13 protein-coding genes are annotated in these 15,786 nt (G+C 68.5%); 8 read left to right on the forward strand and 5 right to left on the reverse strand.

The features are described from left to right. Positions 1-218: 218 nt before the first annotated feature. The 4 genes from DFI_RS14105 (at position 219) to DFI_RS14120 (ending at position 3,425) form a co-directional block, all read left to right on the forward strand. On the forward strand, positions 219-1,172 hold the full coding sequence (locus DFI_RS14105; RefSeq protein WP_244940390.1) for an FAD:protein FMN transferase: 954 nt from the start codon (positions 219-221) through the stop codon (positions 1,170-1,172). Between the two features lie 38 nt (positions 1,173-1,210). Beyond that, complete coding sequence (locus tag DFI_RS14110) at positions 1,211-1,795, forward strand: DUF2271 domain-containing protein (RefSeq protein ID WP_022802349.1); 585 nt, start codon at positions 1,211-1,213, stop codon at positions 1,793-1,795. A 34-nt stretch (positions 1,796-1,829) separates the two neighbouring features. Next, a complete protein-coding gene (locus tag DFI_RS14115; protein WP_027463626.1) occupies positions 1,830-2,429 on the forward strand; it encodes a PepSY-associated TM helix domain-containing protein in 600 nt (199 codons plus the stop codon). Positions 2,430-2,669: 240 nt separating this feature from the next. Continuing rightward, positions 2,670-3,425 (forward strand): SDR family oxidoreductase, encoded by a 756-nt coding sequence (locus DFI_RS14120; RefSeq protein ID WP_027463627.1) that lies wholly within the window; start codon positions 2,670-2,672, stop codon positions 3,423-3,425. A 19-nt stretch (positions 3,426-3,444) separates the two neighbouring features. On the opposite strand, the gene DFI_RS20290 is transcribed toward DFI_RS14120, so the two are convergent. The 3 genes from DFI_RS20290 to DFI_RS14135 all read right to left on the reverse strand — a co-directional run bounded on the left by DFI_RS20290 (position 3,445) and on the right by DFI_RS14135 (position 6,088). Then, the gene (locus tag DFI_RS20290; protein WP_162899085.1) at positions 3,445-4,005 is read right to left on the reverse strand and encodes a hypothetical protein; all 561 of its coding nucleotides are present in this window, start codon (positions 4,003-4,005) and stop codon (positions 3,445-3,447) included. A gap of 93 nt (positions 4,006-4,098) precedes the next feature. Next, positions 4,099-5,007 (reverse strand): hypothetical protein, encoded by a 909-nt coding sequence (locus DFI_RS14130; RefSeq protein WP_155864571.1) that lies wholly within the window; start codon positions 5,005-5,007, stop codon positions 4,099-4,101. A 340-nt stretch (positions 5,008-5,347) separates the two neighbouring features. After that, complete coding sequence (locus DFI_RS14135; protein ID WP_027463630.1) at positions 5,348-6,088, reverse strand: carboxypeptidase-like regulatory domain-containing protein; 741 nt, start codon at positions 6,086-6,088, stop codon at positions 5,348-5,350. Positions 6,089-6,394: 306 nt separating this feature from the next. Between DFI_RS14135 and DFI_RS14140 the strand changes: the two genes are divergently transcribed. Beyond that, on the forward strand, positions 6,395-7,645 hold the full coding sequence (locus tag DFI_RS14140; protein ID WP_022802338.1) for a glycoside hydrolase family 1 protein: 1,251 nt from the start codon (positions 6,395-6,397) through the stop codon (positions 7,643-7,645). A 295-nt stretch (positions 7,646-7,940) separates the two neighbouring features. Here DFI_RS14140 and DFI_RS14145 read toward each other — a convergent pair whose 3' ends face one another. Further along, a complete protein-coding gene (locus DFI_RS14145; protein ID WP_370568105.1) occupies positions 7,941-8,978 on the reverse strand; it encodes a sugar-binding transcriptional regulator in 1,038 nt (345 codons plus the stop codon). A gap of 216 nt (positions 8,979-9,194) precedes the next feature. Here DFI_RS14145 and DFI_RS14150 point away from each other — a divergent pair, with 216 nt between their 5' ends. The 3 genes from DFI_RS14150 to DFI_RS14160 all read left to right on the forward strand — a co-directional run bounded on the left by DFI_RS14150 (position 9,195) and on the right by DFI_RS14160 (position 14,272). Continuing rightward, on the forward strand, positions 9,195-10,961 hold the full coding sequence (locus DFI_RS14150; protein WP_244940392.1) for an alpha/beta hydrolase family protein: 1,767 nt from the start codon (positions 9,195-9,197) through the stop codon (positions 10,959-10,961). 121 nt (positions 10,962-11,082) lie between these two features. Next, positions 11,083-12,603 (forward strand): glycerol kinase GlpK, encoded by a 1,521-nt coding sequence (gene glpK / locus DFI_RS14155; RefSeq protein ID WP_027463632.1) that lies wholly within the window; start codon positions 11,083-11,085, stop codon positions 12,601-12,603. Positions 12,604-12,709: 106 nt separating this feature from the next. Further along, positions 12,710-14,272 (forward strand): glycerol-3-phosphate dehydrogenase/oxidase, encoded by a 1,563-nt coding sequence (locus DFI_RS14160; protein WP_027463633.1) that lies wholly within the window; start codon positions 12,710-12,712, stop codon positions 14,270-14,272. A gap of 292 nt (positions 14,273-14,564) precedes the next feature. On the opposite strand, the gene DFI_RS14165 is transcribed toward DFI_RS14160, so the two are convergent. Continuing rightward, the gene (locus DFI_RS14165; RefSeq protein WP_081425913.1) at positions 14,565-15,689 is read right to left on the reverse strand and encodes a LacI family DNA-binding transcriptional regulator; all 1,125 of its coding nucleotides are present in this window, start codon (positions 15,687-15,689) and stop codon (positions 14,565-14,567) included. Positions 15,690-15,786 lie beyond the last annotated feature (97 nt).

Here is a 15,786-nt window from a genome sequence, read left to right on the forward strand (position 1 = left end):
GATGTCCTGGGCTGCCCAGGCATACGGCGCTCTCTTGGTCCGCATCAAGCCGCCGTGTGCGGCTTCTACTTTTGGGCTTCGCGGGTCCACTCCGCCACCGGCTTTCGCGGTGCGGCGGGAGGCACACCGACCGGACCCTCCTCGGCTCTGCCCTGGCAGGGCGCTCCGCAGCACAGGGGGTGCGCAGAATCTTCACCAAGCTGCCTCAGACTTTCCCGGTGAGTCGTCTGCATGCCCTGCTCCGCCCTCCCTACCGCCTGCGCAGCGTGTATGAGCGGCTGCTCGGGACCGAGGTCGAGATTCAAATCGTGGCGTCCACCCGGCGCGCTGCCGAAGCGGCGGAGCAGGTGGCGCTGGCTGAACTGGAGCGCCTGAACGCGGTCCTCAACCGCTTCGACCCTGAGAGTGAGTGGCGGCGCATGCTGAGCCGCCCCGGGGTCCTTCAGCAGGTCAGTGCTGACCTGAGGACGGTCCTGGCACTGGCCACGCACTGGCAGGAAGCGAGCCACGGAGCACTTCACGCCGGCGCGGACGCCCTGGGGGCGGTCTGGGCAGCCGCGGCCCGGCGGGGACATCCGCCGCACCCCGCCGAGCTGGCCCCGGTCATCCAGGGCCTGACCGAGCCGCTCTGGACGCTGCACCCTGGAGGCCAGGTCACCATCCACACCCCGTTGCCGTTGGGCCTCAACGCACTGGCCAAGGGGTACGTCATCGACCGCATGGCGGAGCGGGCCTTCGCACAGCCGGGGGTGCAGGCGGTCCTGGTCAATGCCGGAGGGGACCTGCGAACCCTGGGGGGACGCGGCCTGAACGTGAGCGTCGCCGACCCCTCCACCGCCCGGGACGACGCCCCGCCCCTCACGCAGGTGCGGGTCCAGGACGCGGCGCTGGCCACGAGTGGCCTCGCCCACCGCGGCCTCCAGGTGGGCGGGCAGTGGTATTCGCATCTCCTCGACCCACGCACGGGACAGCCGGTTGCCGGCGTTACCGGGGTCACGGTGGTTGCCCCCCTGGCCGTCACGGCGGACGCCCTGGCGACAGCGCTGAGCGTCCTGGGTGTGCCGGACGGCCTGACCCTGGCCGACCGGACGCCCGGCGCCGCCGCCCTGATCGTCACCCGGGGGGGCGGCCAGCACGCCAGCCGCCGCTGGGCCGCATTAACACCCACTTAAACGCGCCGTTGCACCCTCACGCCAAGGAGAGCCCCACCATGACGAACCTGCACCCCACTTCGGACCCTCACGCCACCCGCCGCACATTCCTCGCCCGACTGGCCGCGGGCGCGGCCTTCCTCGCCGTGTCGCGCTTCAGTCCGGCGCTTGCAGCGGCGTCCACCGGCGCCAAATCCTGGGCGAAAGGCATGGCGCTGGACATCACCTTCACCGTGGCCACGCAGGCAGGTGGGCGCGTCAAACGGCCCTACGTGGCCGTGTGGATCGAAGACGCCCAGGGCAGCGCCGTGCGGAACCTGACCGTGTGGGTGCAGCAGAGCCGCCGTAACCCCCGGTGGCTGGCCGAGTTGCGGCGCTGGACGCGGCAGAACAGTGAACTGATCGACACCGTCAGCAGCGCCACCCGCAACCCGGGCACCTACGCCGTGGCCTGGGACGGCAAGACGGACAAGGGGGCCGTGGCGCCACAGGGCACCTACTACGTGTGCGTGGAAGCCGCCCGTGAACATGGTCCCTACAGCCTGGTGCGCGAGAAGCTCACCATCGGGAGTACGGCGTTCAAGAAGGTCCTGGGCGCAGACAACGACGTCGAGGCCGTGAATGTCAGTTTTGCCCGGGCCTGAAGCTCAGAAGGGTGGTGCGGCGCGCGCCACTCCCGTGCGCCGTCAGCGGAACGCCCGCGCGCAGTGGAACCTCTGGCTGCGGTGGCTGCACACGTACACCAGCATGATCAGTCTGCTGGTGGTGCTGTTCTTTGCGCTGACGGGCATCACCCTCAACCACCCGGACTGGGTGTTCGGCAGTGGCGAAACCACCCGCGAACTCAGCGGCACTCTGCGGCCCGGCTGGATTCAGGGCGGCGACGTGAACTGGCTGAGCGTGGCCGAGGACCTGCGCGAGCAACAGAATCTGCATGGCCGGGCCGGCGACACCCGTATGGACGGGACCGAAGCCAGCCTGGCATTTGCCGCACCGGGGTACAGCGCGGACGTGGTGATTGATGCCCAGACCGGCCGGTACACCGCGCGGGTATTGCAACAGGACGCCCTGGCCGTCCTGAACGACCTGCACAAGGGCCGCGACGCCGGGGGAAGCTGGAAGTGGCTGATCGACCTCAGCGGCGCGGTGCTGGCGCTGGTCGCCGTCACGGGAATCGGCATCCTGCTGTTCCTGAAAAAGACCCGCGTTCAGGCGCTGAGTGTCATGGGGGTCGCCAGCGTGCTGGTTCTCGTCCTGGCGGGTGCCGCCCTGCGGTAGCGGGAGGAGCAGCATCCACCCGCGTCGCGTCTCACGGCCTTCCCCGCGAGCGGCAGGCCGTGGCGATGGCGAACCTGCACGGTGGCGTGGTCCGTCGGCGGCAGGGTGCCCTCCCATCCCGCACACACGCCGCCGGTTCCCACGCCACGCACCCCGGCCGATCGATTGACCAGTGCAACTGGCTGAACCGACCTCCACCGGGTGGTGGCGAACGCCAGTTCCGCCGGGCACACTCCACGTATGCGTGCAGCGGACGGAGTGGTGTTGGTCACAGGGGGCAGCCGGGGCATCGGGGCGGCCACCTGCGTGCTCGCGGCCGGTCAGGGGTACGCCGTCGGGGTGAACTACCTCCAGGACGCCACGGCCGCCAGGCGGGTCATTGAGCAGATCGGCGCGCTGGGTGGGCGGGCCGTCGCCATTCAGGGGGACGCCAGCGCCGAACCGGACGTGCCACGCCTGTTCGACACGCTCCAGGAAGCGTTCGGACCCGTGACCGCGCTGGTGAACAACGCCGGAGTCCTGGACCGGCAGGCCCGGGTGGAAGCGATCGGCGCGGCCCGGTTACGGCGCGTGCTGGAGACCAACGTGGTCGGGCCGTTTCTGTGCGCGGCCGAAGCGGTTCGGCGCATGTCCACGCGTCACGGCGGGGCAGGCGGGGTGATCGTGAACGTGTCCAGCCGGGCGGCCGTGCTCGGGTCACCGGGCGAGTACGTCGATTACGCCATGAGCAAGGGGGCCCTGGACACGCTGACCGTGGGCCTGGCGAAGGAGGTCGCGGCCGAGGGCATCCGCGTGAACGCGGTGCGGCCCGGAATTATCGACACGGCCATTCACGCGTCGGGGGGCGAACCGGGCCGCGCGGCGCGCCTGGGCCCCGGCCTGCCGCTGGGCCGCGCGGGGACGCCTGAGGAGGTGGCCGAGGCCATCGTGTGGCTGCTTTCGGGGGCGTCCTCGTTCGTGACCGGTGCCTTCATCGATGTCGGAGGGGGCCGCTGAGGTCACCGGCTACCGGCTTTCAGGTGAAGGATTCAGGGCGTACACCCAGGGGGTCCGTAGATCGTTCATCCAGTCGAAGCGGGCCACGAACACCCCACACTGGTCTCGGCGCACGGCGTACACGTGCCGACCTGGACGGGTCGAACCGACCGCAGCCCGGCCGGCCCGGAACCTCGAAGCGGACTGCGGCACTGGCTGAGGTGCCGGACGTGTACCTGAGGTAATTCAGCTTCACGGGGTCGTACGGATTCTTTTCTTCCGTGCTGAACAGCAGCGCCCGGTCGTTCCTGGCGCGCATGAGGCCGAGCAGGTCGGTGGGCCCGGTCGTCCCGCCCGCCCACACCAGCGTATGAATGATGATCTCTGCTCCGCTCGTGCCGTGCGCAAGGCTGTACAGCCGGTCGGCACATCCGGCGGGGAAGGCCAGGACGTCCTGGCCTTCCCCGCCAGGACCGCTGCACTGCCGAAGGTGGTGGGGGTACGCCTTCGCGTGCACCTGCACGGCCTTTATGGTGGCCACCCGTTGCTCGAAGCGAGGGAGCGCCGCACGGGCGACGCGTGGCAGCAGGGCGACCAGCACCACCCGGGACCGCATGTGCAGACGGGAACGGCCTTCCCTTTCCATAACCCGGGCCTGAAGGCCGCTCACACGATGTGACGGTCCAACCTGGCGTTACTGGACCACCACGAGGTCCAGGCTCGCCCCGTCCGCGGGGGGACGGACGGTGGGGCGGGCGCCGGGAGCGTCGGTGGTGCTGTACACGTCCACGAGGTCGCCCGCGTCCACGACGCCGTTGCCGTTGGCGTCCTGCACGGCGCTCAGGATGTAGGGGCGGTCCTCCAGCGCCGGGAAGGTGAAGGTGCCGCTGCCCGACACCGGCTGGATCTTGGTCGCGGGGCTCTGGCAGGTCGGGTCCTCGGCGTAGCAGGCCACCACCAGGGTGCCGGAGACGCTGCGGCCCTCGGGGGCGGTCACGGCGCCGCTGATGCCGATGCGGGGGAAGGTCTGGCCGGCCTTGTCGGTGCGGTAGAAGGCGTCAGCGGCGCCGGAGCCGTTCTGAGTCCGGGTGTACAGGGCTTCCCTGCCGTAGTCGTCCACGCTCAGCGCCCAGCGGCGCACGCTGGGGGTGACCGGCTCGTGCTTGACGGGGGCGCCGCACACGGTGGACTGCACGTCGCCTTCGCTGGGAGTGAAGGTCATCGTGTCGCCGTCGAAGGCGGCGCGGCCCCGTTCCACGCTGAGGATCTTGCTCTGGCACGACCCCGAGCCGACGGCCAGCAGGCCCGTGTACTGGTATGAGCCGTCCGCGCGCAGCTTGAGGATGAAACTGCTCCCCGTGGCGCCCTGCCACGCCCCGCTGTTCGGGTCGTAGTAGCCGATGGGTGACGCCGCGCCAGCCTGCCAGTCGCCGAGCAGCGCCGCGGGAACGACTGTGCTGCCGGTGTTGCCGCCAGGCGTCTCTCCACCCGTGTCCCCTGGAGGGGTGCCGGGCTCATCAGCGACGGGCGGGGGGCCGCCGCACGCGGCGAGCAGTGAGGTGAGGAGCAGCAAGGCAATGGTCATTCCGGTCGTCTTCTTCATGGTGGTCTCCCTGAGTACTTCGCCCTCTTCGGGGGTGGGGCGACAGTAGGAAATGGGGTATGGCTGGTCGATGGCGGGAGGCGACGCCGCGTGGGGCGCGCATGAGGTCAGGTCGGTCAGGAGGCCCACAGGCCGGTGCGCAGTGCGTGACTGCACTACAAGGAGGAGGGGGAGCGCCGGTGGGCCACGTCTCCCCGCGCGGTCCGCGGGACCTGAAGGGTCCAGGTGAAGCAACACCTTCAGCAAGGGATCCGGGCGCAGGCGGCCTGAATCAGAGGGCGCTGTCTGGCGCTCACCCTGGACGCACGACATGGGCGCCTCAAAGGGGTTGCCCTGGTCGTCAGTTCCCGCTCCCGGGCAGACGGACTTCGAGATACATGTTGGGCTGGTTGATGTTGTAGTCCCGCACGAACCCGCCCGTGAAGCTGGTGGACCACTGGAACGTGTTGGGGCTGGTGCGGCGCCGGATCTCCAGCGGTTTCCCGTTCAGTGTGGCCGTTACCTTGTAGGTGCCCCACATGATGTTGGGAATGACGGGACCGCTTCCGCTGGGCAGCAGCTTGAACGTGCGTGCCGTTCCGGCCGAGCCGTCGGCGAGCTTCCCGACCGGCGTCAGCGTCACCTGCACCTGCGCCGTGTCCACGTCGTACTCGCCGATGCCGCGCTCCACGAAGACGCAGGCGAGGTTGCCGTAGGGGTCCTCGGACGTGACGGGCTTGGGCTTCAGCACGAAGTCCCGAACGCCGCCTGCCACGCCGGCCACCGCGTCCGGGTTGTTGGGTACGAGTTCGACCTTCACGGTGGTGTCACCGTACTTGATCTTCAGTTTGGCGTAGACCTGGAACGTGAAGGGGAGCTTGCGGACATCCACCTTGTAGCGGCCCTGGGCGTCGGTGTACGTGACGAGGCTGCTGTCGTACGACAGCGTGTTGTCCACGTCGATTTCCACGCCTGGGAGGGGCTGGCCCTTCTCGTTGACGACGGTGCCGGTGATGAACCCCTTCTGGGCGGGTGTGGCGGCACTGGCGGCGGAGGCCAGCAGAGTGGTGGTGAGCACGGCGGCGAGGGTGATCTTGTTCATGGCGCTTCTCCTTGGGCAACCGGTCCGGGCTGCTTCCTCTGTGCCGCGAAGGTAGGCAAGGGAGCATGGCTGGCCGGTGGCAAGGTGCCGGTTCTCACGTCGGGTGGAGGCTGGGATGGAGATCCAGGGCGCCGCAGGAGCAGGACCTCGCCGGCAGGGGGTCGACCTGCTCCGGCGGCGGCTGTCCCGGTTCAGGGCCGGGCTGCCCCGCATGGAGAGCGGCCTTGCCGGAGACGCCCGGGCAAGGCTGAACGTGGACTTCACGGAACCGTGCCCCGAACGGAACGGCGGCGGGTAGGCTTGAACATGGCACGCTCTCCTGGCATCTTTCCGACGTTCTTTCTTTCCGGTTTTGAATGTTCCACCTTTCACTGGCAGCATCAGGGCCGGCGTGACCTGATCGCCGAGACCCAGCATGACCGTCACGTCCAGGAGGACTACGCGATGCTGCGCAGCCTCGGCATCGCCGTTGCGCGTGAGGGCATCCCCTGGCCCCTGGTCGAACGCGGTGGACAGTTCGACTTCTCGCGCCTGGATCCGGTGATCGAGGCGATGAACCGCTCGCAGATCATGCCGATCTGGGACCTGTGCCATTACGGGTATCCGGACGACCTCGACCCTCAGGCGCCGGACTTCGCGGAGCGTTTCGCGCGGTACTGTCACGCGGCGGCCCATTACGTCACCTCGCGCACACGAACGCCCGGGCCGTCATTTTTCACGCCCATCAACGAGATCACCTTCTTCTCGTTCTGTGGCGGCGAATGGGGCTGGGTCGCGCCGTACCTCAAAGGCAGGGATCACCGGATGGCGCTGCGCCTCGCGTTGTGCCGGGCCGCCATCGCAGGGGTGGGCGCGATTCGCGAGGTCGATCCTCGGGCGCGCATGGTGAATGTCGATCCGCTGGTCTACGTGGTGCCGCCCGCCGACCGGCCCGATCTCGCTGATGAGGCTCGGCACGAGACCTTTGAGGACACCTTCACGGCCTGGGACATCCTCGCGGGGCGGCTGCATCCTGAACTCGGCGGTTCGCCGGAGATTCTCGACATCGTCGGCGTGAACTGCTACTCGTTCGGGCAGATGGAATTCCGGGAGTCCGGTCCCCATCAGGCCCTCGGGCCCCGGGACGAGCGCATTCAGCCGCTTGCGGAGCTGCTCGGCGTGGTCTGGGAGCGTTACGGGCGCCCGATCATCATCGCCGAGACGAGCGGACTGGCCGAAGGCCGCCCGGCCTGGCTCAAGGACGTGATGGAGGAGTCGCTGGCGGCCATGGCGCGCGGCATTGACCTGCACGGCGTCTGTCTGTTCCCGGCGGTGGACATGCCCGACTGGCACAAGGGAACGTGGCTGCACAACGGCATCTGTGACCTGATCGAGGAAGGCGGCCAGCTGCGGCGTGCGCCGTACCCTCCCTATGTGGAGGAACTGCGACGCTGGCAGAAACGGCTCAACCGGGTCACCGTGCTCGACGAGGATCCCTTCAGCGATCCGGTGGACCTGGAGGAGGTACGGGCGGCCGCCCAGCAGCTGCAACTTCAACCGGACCGCGACTGGTCGTGAATGGCCCACTCCAGGCCCGTCGCAGGCTCAGCCGTTGGGGGTTGCCGCGTCGCCGTTGCCAGATATCAGAGTCACCGCGCTCAGGCTGGGGGAAGGGTTCCGGACCGGCGTGCCTGTCCCGTCACCGGAGTTCCGCGAGAAGGCGCGGACCTCGGTCCTGAAAAACCTCCGGCCGCACAGCAGAGACCAGTGAAAGGTATCGAATGTGAAGAGGGTGCCGGCGAACAGAACAGGAGTACTGGGTGCTGTGGTGTGCTCCAGGGCGCTGAAGGTCACTCGCAGCGAGGAAGCAGGTTCACACCCGGCTGATGCGTTTCTCGGAAGGGTTCTCGCCGGGGAGGGGGTGCTGGTCCGCCGCCGGGTCCTGTTGAAGGAGGGCGCGGGCGGTGTTTTCGTCGGTGATGAGCGTGTTCATCAGCTGGCCCAGGAGGGCGGCACGCAGCGCTTCTACTTTGCCGAGGCCGCTGGCCACGCAGATGGCATGGGGGGCCTGCTGCATGAGACGCAGGTCGGGTCCACTGGCGCGGGCGTTGAGGGACACGGTGTCGTAACTGCCGTCTGCGCGGTAGAAGACGGTGGCGATGTCGCCGACCACGCCCTCGGCGTCGAGCCGGGACAGGTCCTGCGGGTCGAGGATGCCGGACACGTAGACGTGGCTGGGGCGGTGGGCCTGGCGGCTGCCCACGGAGTACAGCAGCACGTCGGCCTGGGCTTGCAGTTGAAGCACGTGCTGCACGCTTCGCTCACGCCACATGGCCTCTTTCGTGGCGGGATCGTCGAAGAAGGTGGGGATGGGGAAGAGGTGGGCGCGCCCGCCGTAGGCGCGGGAAAAGCGGGTGATGGTGTCGGTGATGAAGCCTCCGGTGAAGTCCACGGCGCTCGCGCTGCCGTTGAGCTGCACGAACTCGAGGTTGCTGAGGCGCCGCGGTTGCAGCACGCGGGACACGGCGTCCAGGGTGTTGCCCCAGGCGAGGCCCACGGTCTGCCCAGGCCGCACGACGCTGCCGAGCACGCTGGCGGTCGCGACGGCGACCCGGTCGAGCCAGGTGTCCTCGGTGCTGTTCACCGGTACCCCCACGACATGGGCGTGCAGGAACGGGTAGCGCGTCTGGAGCTGGACTTCCAGGCTCTGCGGGTGGGCCTGCGGGTCATGGATGCGGATTTCCACCAGGCCGGTGCGCCGGGCCATCGTGAGGAGACGGCTGACCTTCGGGCGGGAGAGGCCAAGTTCCCGCGCGATGGCGTCGGTCGTCAGGCCCTGGTGGTAGTACAGACGGGCCACCTGCACCGCCTGGGCGGCCTGATCGTCGGTCACGGCAGTGGTCACGTCCATCAGCATACGGCGCCGCGGACCATCCACTCTGAACATCTGTTCAGTCCCGTTGACAATCTGTTCAAGACGTGTTGAGATCAGTGGCGTCATCACCCATCGCTTTCCCGCTTGAACGCGCTGGACCGATTCGTGCGCCGCCTCCGGGCGCCACGAAGGGATCCCCGGCGCAGCCATTTCGTTCGACTGGCCGGTCGCCCCGGCCAAAGGAGGCGTCATTTGAAAACGTCCAGAAGTTCCCTGCTCCTTGGACTGGGAGCTGCGCTGATCCTGATCGGCGGCCTGATCGCGTTCTGGGCCCAGACCGCAGGCGGGCAGGTGAGGGTCCGAGACGTGAGGTTCATGGGCGCGAACGGCGCGCAGCTCAGTGGCCTGCTGTACATCCCCCGGGGGGTCAGCGCCGAGAAACCGGCCCCAGGGATCCTGGCGGTTCACGGCTACATCAACTCCCGCGAGACCCACGCGGACTTTGCCATCGAATTCGCCCGGCGCGGCTACGTCGTGCTGAACATGGACCAGGCCGGGCACGGTTTCAGCGACGGGCCCGCCTTTGCCAACGGCTTTGGTGGGCCCGCCGGGCTGGCCTACCTGCGGAGCCTGGACCTGGTCGACAAGGACAACATCGGTCTGGAGGGCCACTCCATGGGCGGCTGGACGATCCTCAACGCCGCGGCCGCCTATCCGGACGGGTACAAGGCCATGGTCCTCGAGGGGTCCTCCACAGGCTCGGGCTTCGCGCCGGAAGGCACACCGACCTCACCGCGCAACCTCGCGGTCGTTTTCAGCAAATACGACGAGTTCTCGGGCCTGATGTGGGAAGTGCCCCGCGCGCTCGACGTCGCCCAGAGCACAAAACTCCAGAAGGTGTTCGGGGCGACTGGCCCGGTCGAGCCGGGCCGCGTGTACGGCGACCTGGCCGCGGGCACCGCACGCGTCCTCTACACCCCGAACACCACGCACCCTGGGGATCACCTGTCCCGTGACGCCATCGGCAACGCCGTGTCCTGGTTCGGGCAGACCCTGGAGGGCGGCACGCCCCTGCCGGTCAGCAACCAGATCTGGCCCTGGAAGGAATTCGGCACCACGCTCGGCTGGTTCGGATTCGTCCTGGTGGTGCTGGGAAGCGGCGGCCTCCTGCTGCAGACGCGCAGCCTCGGCGGCCTGAACCGGGTGCCCAGCCAGCCCCAGGGCGCCGCCGGTCCAGGCTGGTGGCTGGGCGCCCTGGTCATGCTGGCCGTGCCCGTGCTCACGTACTTCCCGTTCTTCCGCCTGGGGGCCGAGTGGCTCAAACCCAGCAGCCTGTGGCCCCAGAGCATCACCAACCAGATCATGGTCTGGGCACTGCTGAACACTGTGATCTCGCTGGTGCTGTACCTGCTCTGGCGCGCCACCGCCCGTCGTCAGCTCGCCGCCGCGCCAGCGGTGGACGCGCCGGCCCAGCCTGATGGCGTGCCCGCCGCACGGGGCAGCACCTGGAGTGAGATCGGGAAGAGCGCGCTGGTGGCCCTGGGGGCTGTCGGCACTGGCTACCTGTCGCTCCTGCTCACGTCCTATTTCTTCAACGTGGATTACCGGTTCTGGTTCGTGGGCCTGAAGCCGATGACCACGGGACAGTTCAGGATGTTCCTGGCCTACCTGATTCCCTTCACGCTCTACGCCCTGATGGCGGCCACCGTGCTGCACCGGCAGATGCGGCGCAGCGCGCGCGGCTCCATGCTCACGAACGCGCTGCTGCTGGCAGGCGGGTTCCTGCTCTTCCTGCTCGTGCAGTACGGCACCCTGTTCAGCACGGGGCAGCTGTTCACGGCCGGCGAGCCGCTGAACGTGATCGTGGCGATCCAGTTCCTGCCGATCCTGGTCATCCTGGCCATCTTCATGACCTACTTCGCCCGCCGCACAGACCGCGTGTACACGGGCGCGTTCGTGTCGTCCCTGTTCCTGACGTGGTACATCGTGGCGGGCCAGGCCACGCAGTTCGCGTTCTAGCGGCTGTCCCCGCTCCGGGCGCCGCGTCCTGCCCTGCCGTGCCCCGCCTGCCTGGGGGGCACGGCATTCACACAGCGGAAGCGCCGCTCCCGCTTGAGTTCAGACCGTCCGAGGAGACCTCATGTCCAAATTCATTCTTGCCCTGGATCAGGGCACGACCAGCAGCCGCGCGATCGTCTTCGACCGGGAGGGCCACATCCGCTCGGTGGCCCAACGGGAATTCCAGCAGCACTTCCCCGAACCGGGCTGGGTGGAGCACGACGCGGCGGAAATCTGGAGCACCCAGAGCGGTGTCGCGCAGGAAGCGATCGTGCGGGCCGGCCTGCGGGCAAGTGACATCGCCGCGATTGGCGTGACCAATCAGCGCGAGACGGTGGTGGTCTGGGACCGTGCCAATGGCCAGCCCATCCACCGCGCGATCGTCTGGCAGGACCGGCGGACCTCCGCGCTGTGCGACAGCCTGCGTGCGCAGGGCCTGGAAGCGACCTTCCAGCGCAAGACGGGGCTGCTGCTTGACGCGTACTTCAGCGGCACCAAGGTCCGCTGGATCCTGGATCACGTGCCCGGCGCGCGGGAGCGGGCGGAACGGGGCGAGCTGGCCTTCGGGACGGTGGACAGCTGGCTGGTGTGGAACCTGACCGGGGGGGCGCTGCACATCACGGACCCGTCGAATGCCAGCCGGACGCTGCTGTACGACATTCACCGCGGTCAGTGGGACGACGAGCTGCTGGGCCTCCTGGACGTGCCCCGGTCGATGTTGCCGGAGGTGCGCAGCAGCAGCGAGGTCTACGGCGAGACGGCCGAGGGTCTCTTCGGAAGTCGCATTCCCGTGGCGGGGATCGCGGGGGATCAACAGGCGGCGACCTTCGGCCAGCGCTGCCTGGAGCGGGGAATGGCGAAGAACACCTACGGCACCGGGTGCTTCATGCTGCTGAACACGGCGGAGGAGGCGGTGCCCAGCCAGCACAAGCTGCTCACGACCGTCGCGTGGCAACTGGACGGGACGCGCACCTACGCCCTGGAAGGCAGCGTCTTCGTGGCGGGTGCGGTGATCCAGTGGCTGCGGGACAGCCTGAAGATCATCCGGTCGAGCAGCGAGGTGGAGGCTCTGGCGGCCAGTGTGGAGTCGTCGGAGGGCGTCTTCCTGGTCCCGGCCTTCGTGGGGCTGGGCGCGCCGTACTGGGACAGCTACGCCCGGGGGACGATGGTGGGTCTGACTCGCGGGACCACCAGTGCCCACATCGTCCGTGCGGCGCTGGAATCCATCGCCTATCAGTCGGCGGAGCTGCTCACGGCCATGCATCAGGACAGCAGTACGCCCCTCCTGGAGCTGCGGGTGGATGGGGGGGCCAGTACCAACGACCTGCTGATGCAGTTCCAGGCCGACATCCTGGGGGTGCCGGTGGTGCGTCCCCAGGTGACGGAGACGACGGCGCTGGGCGCGGCCTACCTGGCCGGTCTCGCGGTGGGCTACTGGTCGGGACCCGAGGAGATCAACCGGCAGTGGCAGGTGGGCCGCACGTTCGAGCCGCGGATGCCGGTCGCGGAACGGGAGCACCGCATGGACCGCTGGCGTCAGGCGGTAGAACGCAGCCGCGCCTGGGCGGAACTGGACGCGCCGGACAGTGCGCCTCAGTCCTGATGGACGGTGCTGCACCGTCGCCAGTCACAACCGTGTAACATATGTTCAAGAATATTGAACGTTTGTTCAATCAAGTCGCCCTCTCTGCCTCCCGAAAGGAGCCGCCATGCCTCAAGACCCCCGTTCCGCTCTCCTTTCCGCCGCCACCACACCCCAGACCTGGGACATCCTCGTGATCGGAGGCGGCGCGTCCGGCCTGGGCACCGCCGTCGAAGCCGCCACCCGGGGCCACCGCACGCTGCTGCTCGAAGGCCACGACTACGCGAAGGGCACCAGCAGCCGCAGCACCAAACTCGTGCACGGCGGCGTGCGGTACCTCGCACAGGGCAACGTCTCGCTGGTCCGTGAGGCGCTGCGCGAACGCGGACTGCTGCGGAAAAACGCGCCGCACCTGGTGCACGACCTGGGCTTCCTGGTGCCGGCGTACGACTGGTGGGCCGGACCCTTCTACGGCATCGGCCTGAAGCTCTACGATCTCCTGGCCGGAAAACTCAACCTCGGCAGCAGCAAGTACCTGGACAAGACCGAGGCACTCGCCCGGACCTCCACCCTGAAACCGGACGGGCTCAGGGGCGGCATCCTGTACTTCGACGGGCAGTTCGACGACGCTCGCCTGGCCATCACCCTGCTGAGGACCTTCGAGGACCACGGGGGCGTGGCCCTGAACTACGCGCCCGTGGTGGGTCTGATCATGGAAGAGGGCAAAGTTGTCGGCGCCCGCTTCCGTGACGCGGAGACCGGGCACGAGCACGATGTCCGCGCCCGCGCCGTGGTCAACGCGACCGGCGTGTGGGTCGACGACATTCGGCGCATGGAAAAGCCGGACGCGGAGCCCATGCTGTCCCCCAGCCAGGGCGTGCACGTCGTGGTGGACCGGCACTTCCTGCCCGGCGACAACGCCATCATGATTCCCCGCACCGACGACGGCCGCGTCCTGTTCGCGGTGCCGTGGCACGGGAGCGTGGTGATCGGCACCACCGACACGCCCGTGCCGCAGGCGAGCTTCGAACCCCGGCCACTGGAGGAGGAGATCGCCTTCATCCTGAGCACCGCGGGGCGCTACCTCAGTCCCGCGCCGACCAAATCGGACGTCCGCAGCGTCTACGTCGGCCTGCGCCCCCTGGTCAAGTCCGAGCAGACGGACGGCGCCGGCTCGACGGCATCTCTCTCGCGTGACCACATCATCCGGATCTCCGACGGCGGCCTGATCACCCTCACGGGTGGGAAATGGACCACGTACCGCCGGATGGGGGAGGACACGATCAACCGCGCCGAGCCGCTGGCCGGGCTGGCGCAGCGCCTCACGGTCACCCCCGGCCTGCACCTGCACGGCTGGTCTGAGGAGCCCCGGGACGATCACTGGCGGGTGTACGGCAGCGACGCCGCACAGGTGCAGAGCCTGCCCGGCGCAGGAACGCCCCTGCACCCGGACCTGCCCTACACCGAGGCGGAACTCCGCTGGGGCGTCCGCTTCGAAGGCGCCCGAACGGTCGAGGATCTTCTGGCCCGCCGAACCCGTGCCCTCCTCCTCAATGCCCGGGCCAGCAGCGAAACGGCGCCCCGCGCCGCCGCCATCCTCGCCGAGGAACTCGGCAGGGACGCGGCCTGGGCTGAACTTCAGACGCAGAGTTACCAGGACCTGGCACGCGGCTACCAGCTCCCGTCCTGAGGCAGGGCCCACTGCGCCCCTTGCGTCACCGCCGAACTGTCCACTGCACTGACCCTCACCCAATGGCCTTGGAGTCCAGCGGCAGGTTTCGGAGGCATCTCCAGAACAATGGCGTGACCGGTCAGCGGCCGTCTCAAAGACAAGGTCGCCGACCGGTCACCCGCAGGGCGCAGGCCGTCCGGAGTCCACGGGAGCGATTCAGCTGACTCCATGAAGGCGAATCCGCCTGCGGGTCCTTCACCCCAAGCGATTGTTTGTCCAGCCCTGTGTCAGCGTCGTTGATCCGGGCGCTTCAGTTCACCGGAGCCGCCTTGCGGCGGCGCCTGGGCTGCCGGGGGATGGCGGATTCCCGCTCGATCAGCAGTGTGGGCACGGTGATGTTCCGCTGGGGGGGTTGACCGTTGATGCCGGCCAGCAGGGCGTCCAGCGCCTGGCGCGCCACCTCCGCGTAGTTGTGGTTGATGGTGGTCAGCCTCGGGGCCAGCACCTGTGCCACGAAGATGTCGTCGAACCCCACCAGTGACAGGTCCTGCGGGACGCGCAGCCCCCGTTCCCGCGCCGCCGTCAGGACGCCGGCGGCCACGAGGTCGTTGATGCACACCGCTGCGGTGGGCTGCGCCGGTGCCTGCAGCAGCCCCTGCAGCGCCTGCGCCCCGGCGTCGAGGGTCAGGCCGGTCAGCTGCTCCCATTCGGGATGTGGGGGCGCGCAGGCCTGGCGGTAGACCTCCAGTTTCTCGAGGCTGGTGGTGACGTCGAGCTGCCCGCCCAGGAAGGCGATGTCGGTGTGACCCTGCTGGTGCAGGTGGTCGATCAGGGCCTGCATGCCGCCCGCTTCGTCGGACCGGACGCTGGCGACGATGTTGACCTGAGGCAGGTCACCGTTGACCGCCACGATGGGCAGCCGGTCGGCGAGTTCCTGCATCAGGTGCAGGTCCTCGGCCAGGGGGGCCGGGTCGTTGGCCATCCCGCCCAGGAACAGCAGGCCGTCCACCTGCCGCTCGGCCAGGGTGTGCAGGTACGTGCGTTCCAGGGAGCGGGTGCTGATGGTGTTGCCGAGGATGATGGTGTACCCGCGTTCGAAGGCGCCCACTTCCAGCTGCATGAAGATCTGCGCGAAGAAGGGGTTGACGATGTCGGGCAGGATGCAGCCGATGGTGTTGGAGCGGTGGTGGTACAGGGTCTGGGCCACGCGGTTGGGCCGGAAGCGCAGGTCCCGCATGGCGGTTTCCACGCGGGCGCGCAGGTCGTCGTTCACGGTGCTGTTGCCGTTCAGAACCCGGGAGACGGTGGAGACGGACACCTGCGCGTGGTGCGCGACGTCGTAGATGGTTGGGGCTTTCTTGCGGATGATGTCCCCCTTGAGAAACCGGTTGCTCGAAGTGTATGCTTCGGGGGTACAGCAGTCAAACAACCTCATGCGTGGTCGCCCGCGCACCGTTTCCGTGGTTTCCCGCAAGCCCTGGCCTTCGAGTTCAAGCCTGCTTTCCGTCGGCCTTTTTGGCACTGCACCAGCC

The organism is Deinococcus ficus, from assembly GCF_003444775.1.
GTDB classification, from domain to species: Bacteria; Deinococcota; Deinococci; order Deinococcales; family Deinococcaceae; genus Deinococcus; species Deinococcus ficus.

Excerpts from the sequence above, each read along its gene's own strand:
- DFI_RS14110 (WP_022802349.1), top strand. The coding sequence starts at position 1,211 with ATGACGAACCTGCACCCCACTTCGGACCCTCACGCCACCCGCCGCACA.
- DFI_RS14120 (WP_027463627.1), top strand. The coding sequence starts at position 2,670 with ATGCGTGCAGCGGACGGAGTGGTGTTGGTCACAGGGGGCAGCCGGGGC.
- DFI_RS14130 (WP_155864571.1), bottom strand. The coding sequence starts at position 5,007 with ATGAAGAAGACGACCGGAATGACCATTGCCTTGCTGCTCCTCACCTCA.
- DFI_RS14135 (WP_027463630.1), bottom strand. The coding sequence starts at position 6,088 with ATGAACAAGATCACCCTCGCCGCCGTGCTCACCACCACTCTGCTGGCC.
- DFI_RS14140 (WP_022802338.1), top strand. The coding sequence starts at position 6,395 with ATGGCACGCTCTCCTGGCATCTTTCCGACGTTCTTTCTTTCCGGTTTT.
- DFI_RS14145 (WP_370568105.1), bottom strand. The coding sequence starts at position 8,978 with ATGGACGTGACCACTGCCGTGACCGACGATCAGGCCGCCCAGGCGGTG.
- glpK (WP_027463632.1), top strand. The coding sequence starts at position 11,083 with ATGTCCAAATTCATTCTTGCCCTGGATCAGGGCACGACCAGCAGCCGC.
- DFI_RS14160 (WP_027463633.1), top strand. The coding sequence starts at position 12,710 with ATGCCTCAAGACCCCCGTTCCGCTCTCCTTTCCGCCGCCACCACACCC.
- DFI_RS14165 (WP_081425913.1), bottom strand. The coding sequence starts at position 15,689 with ATGAGGTTGTTTGACTGCTGTACCCCCGAAGCATACACTTCGAGCAAC.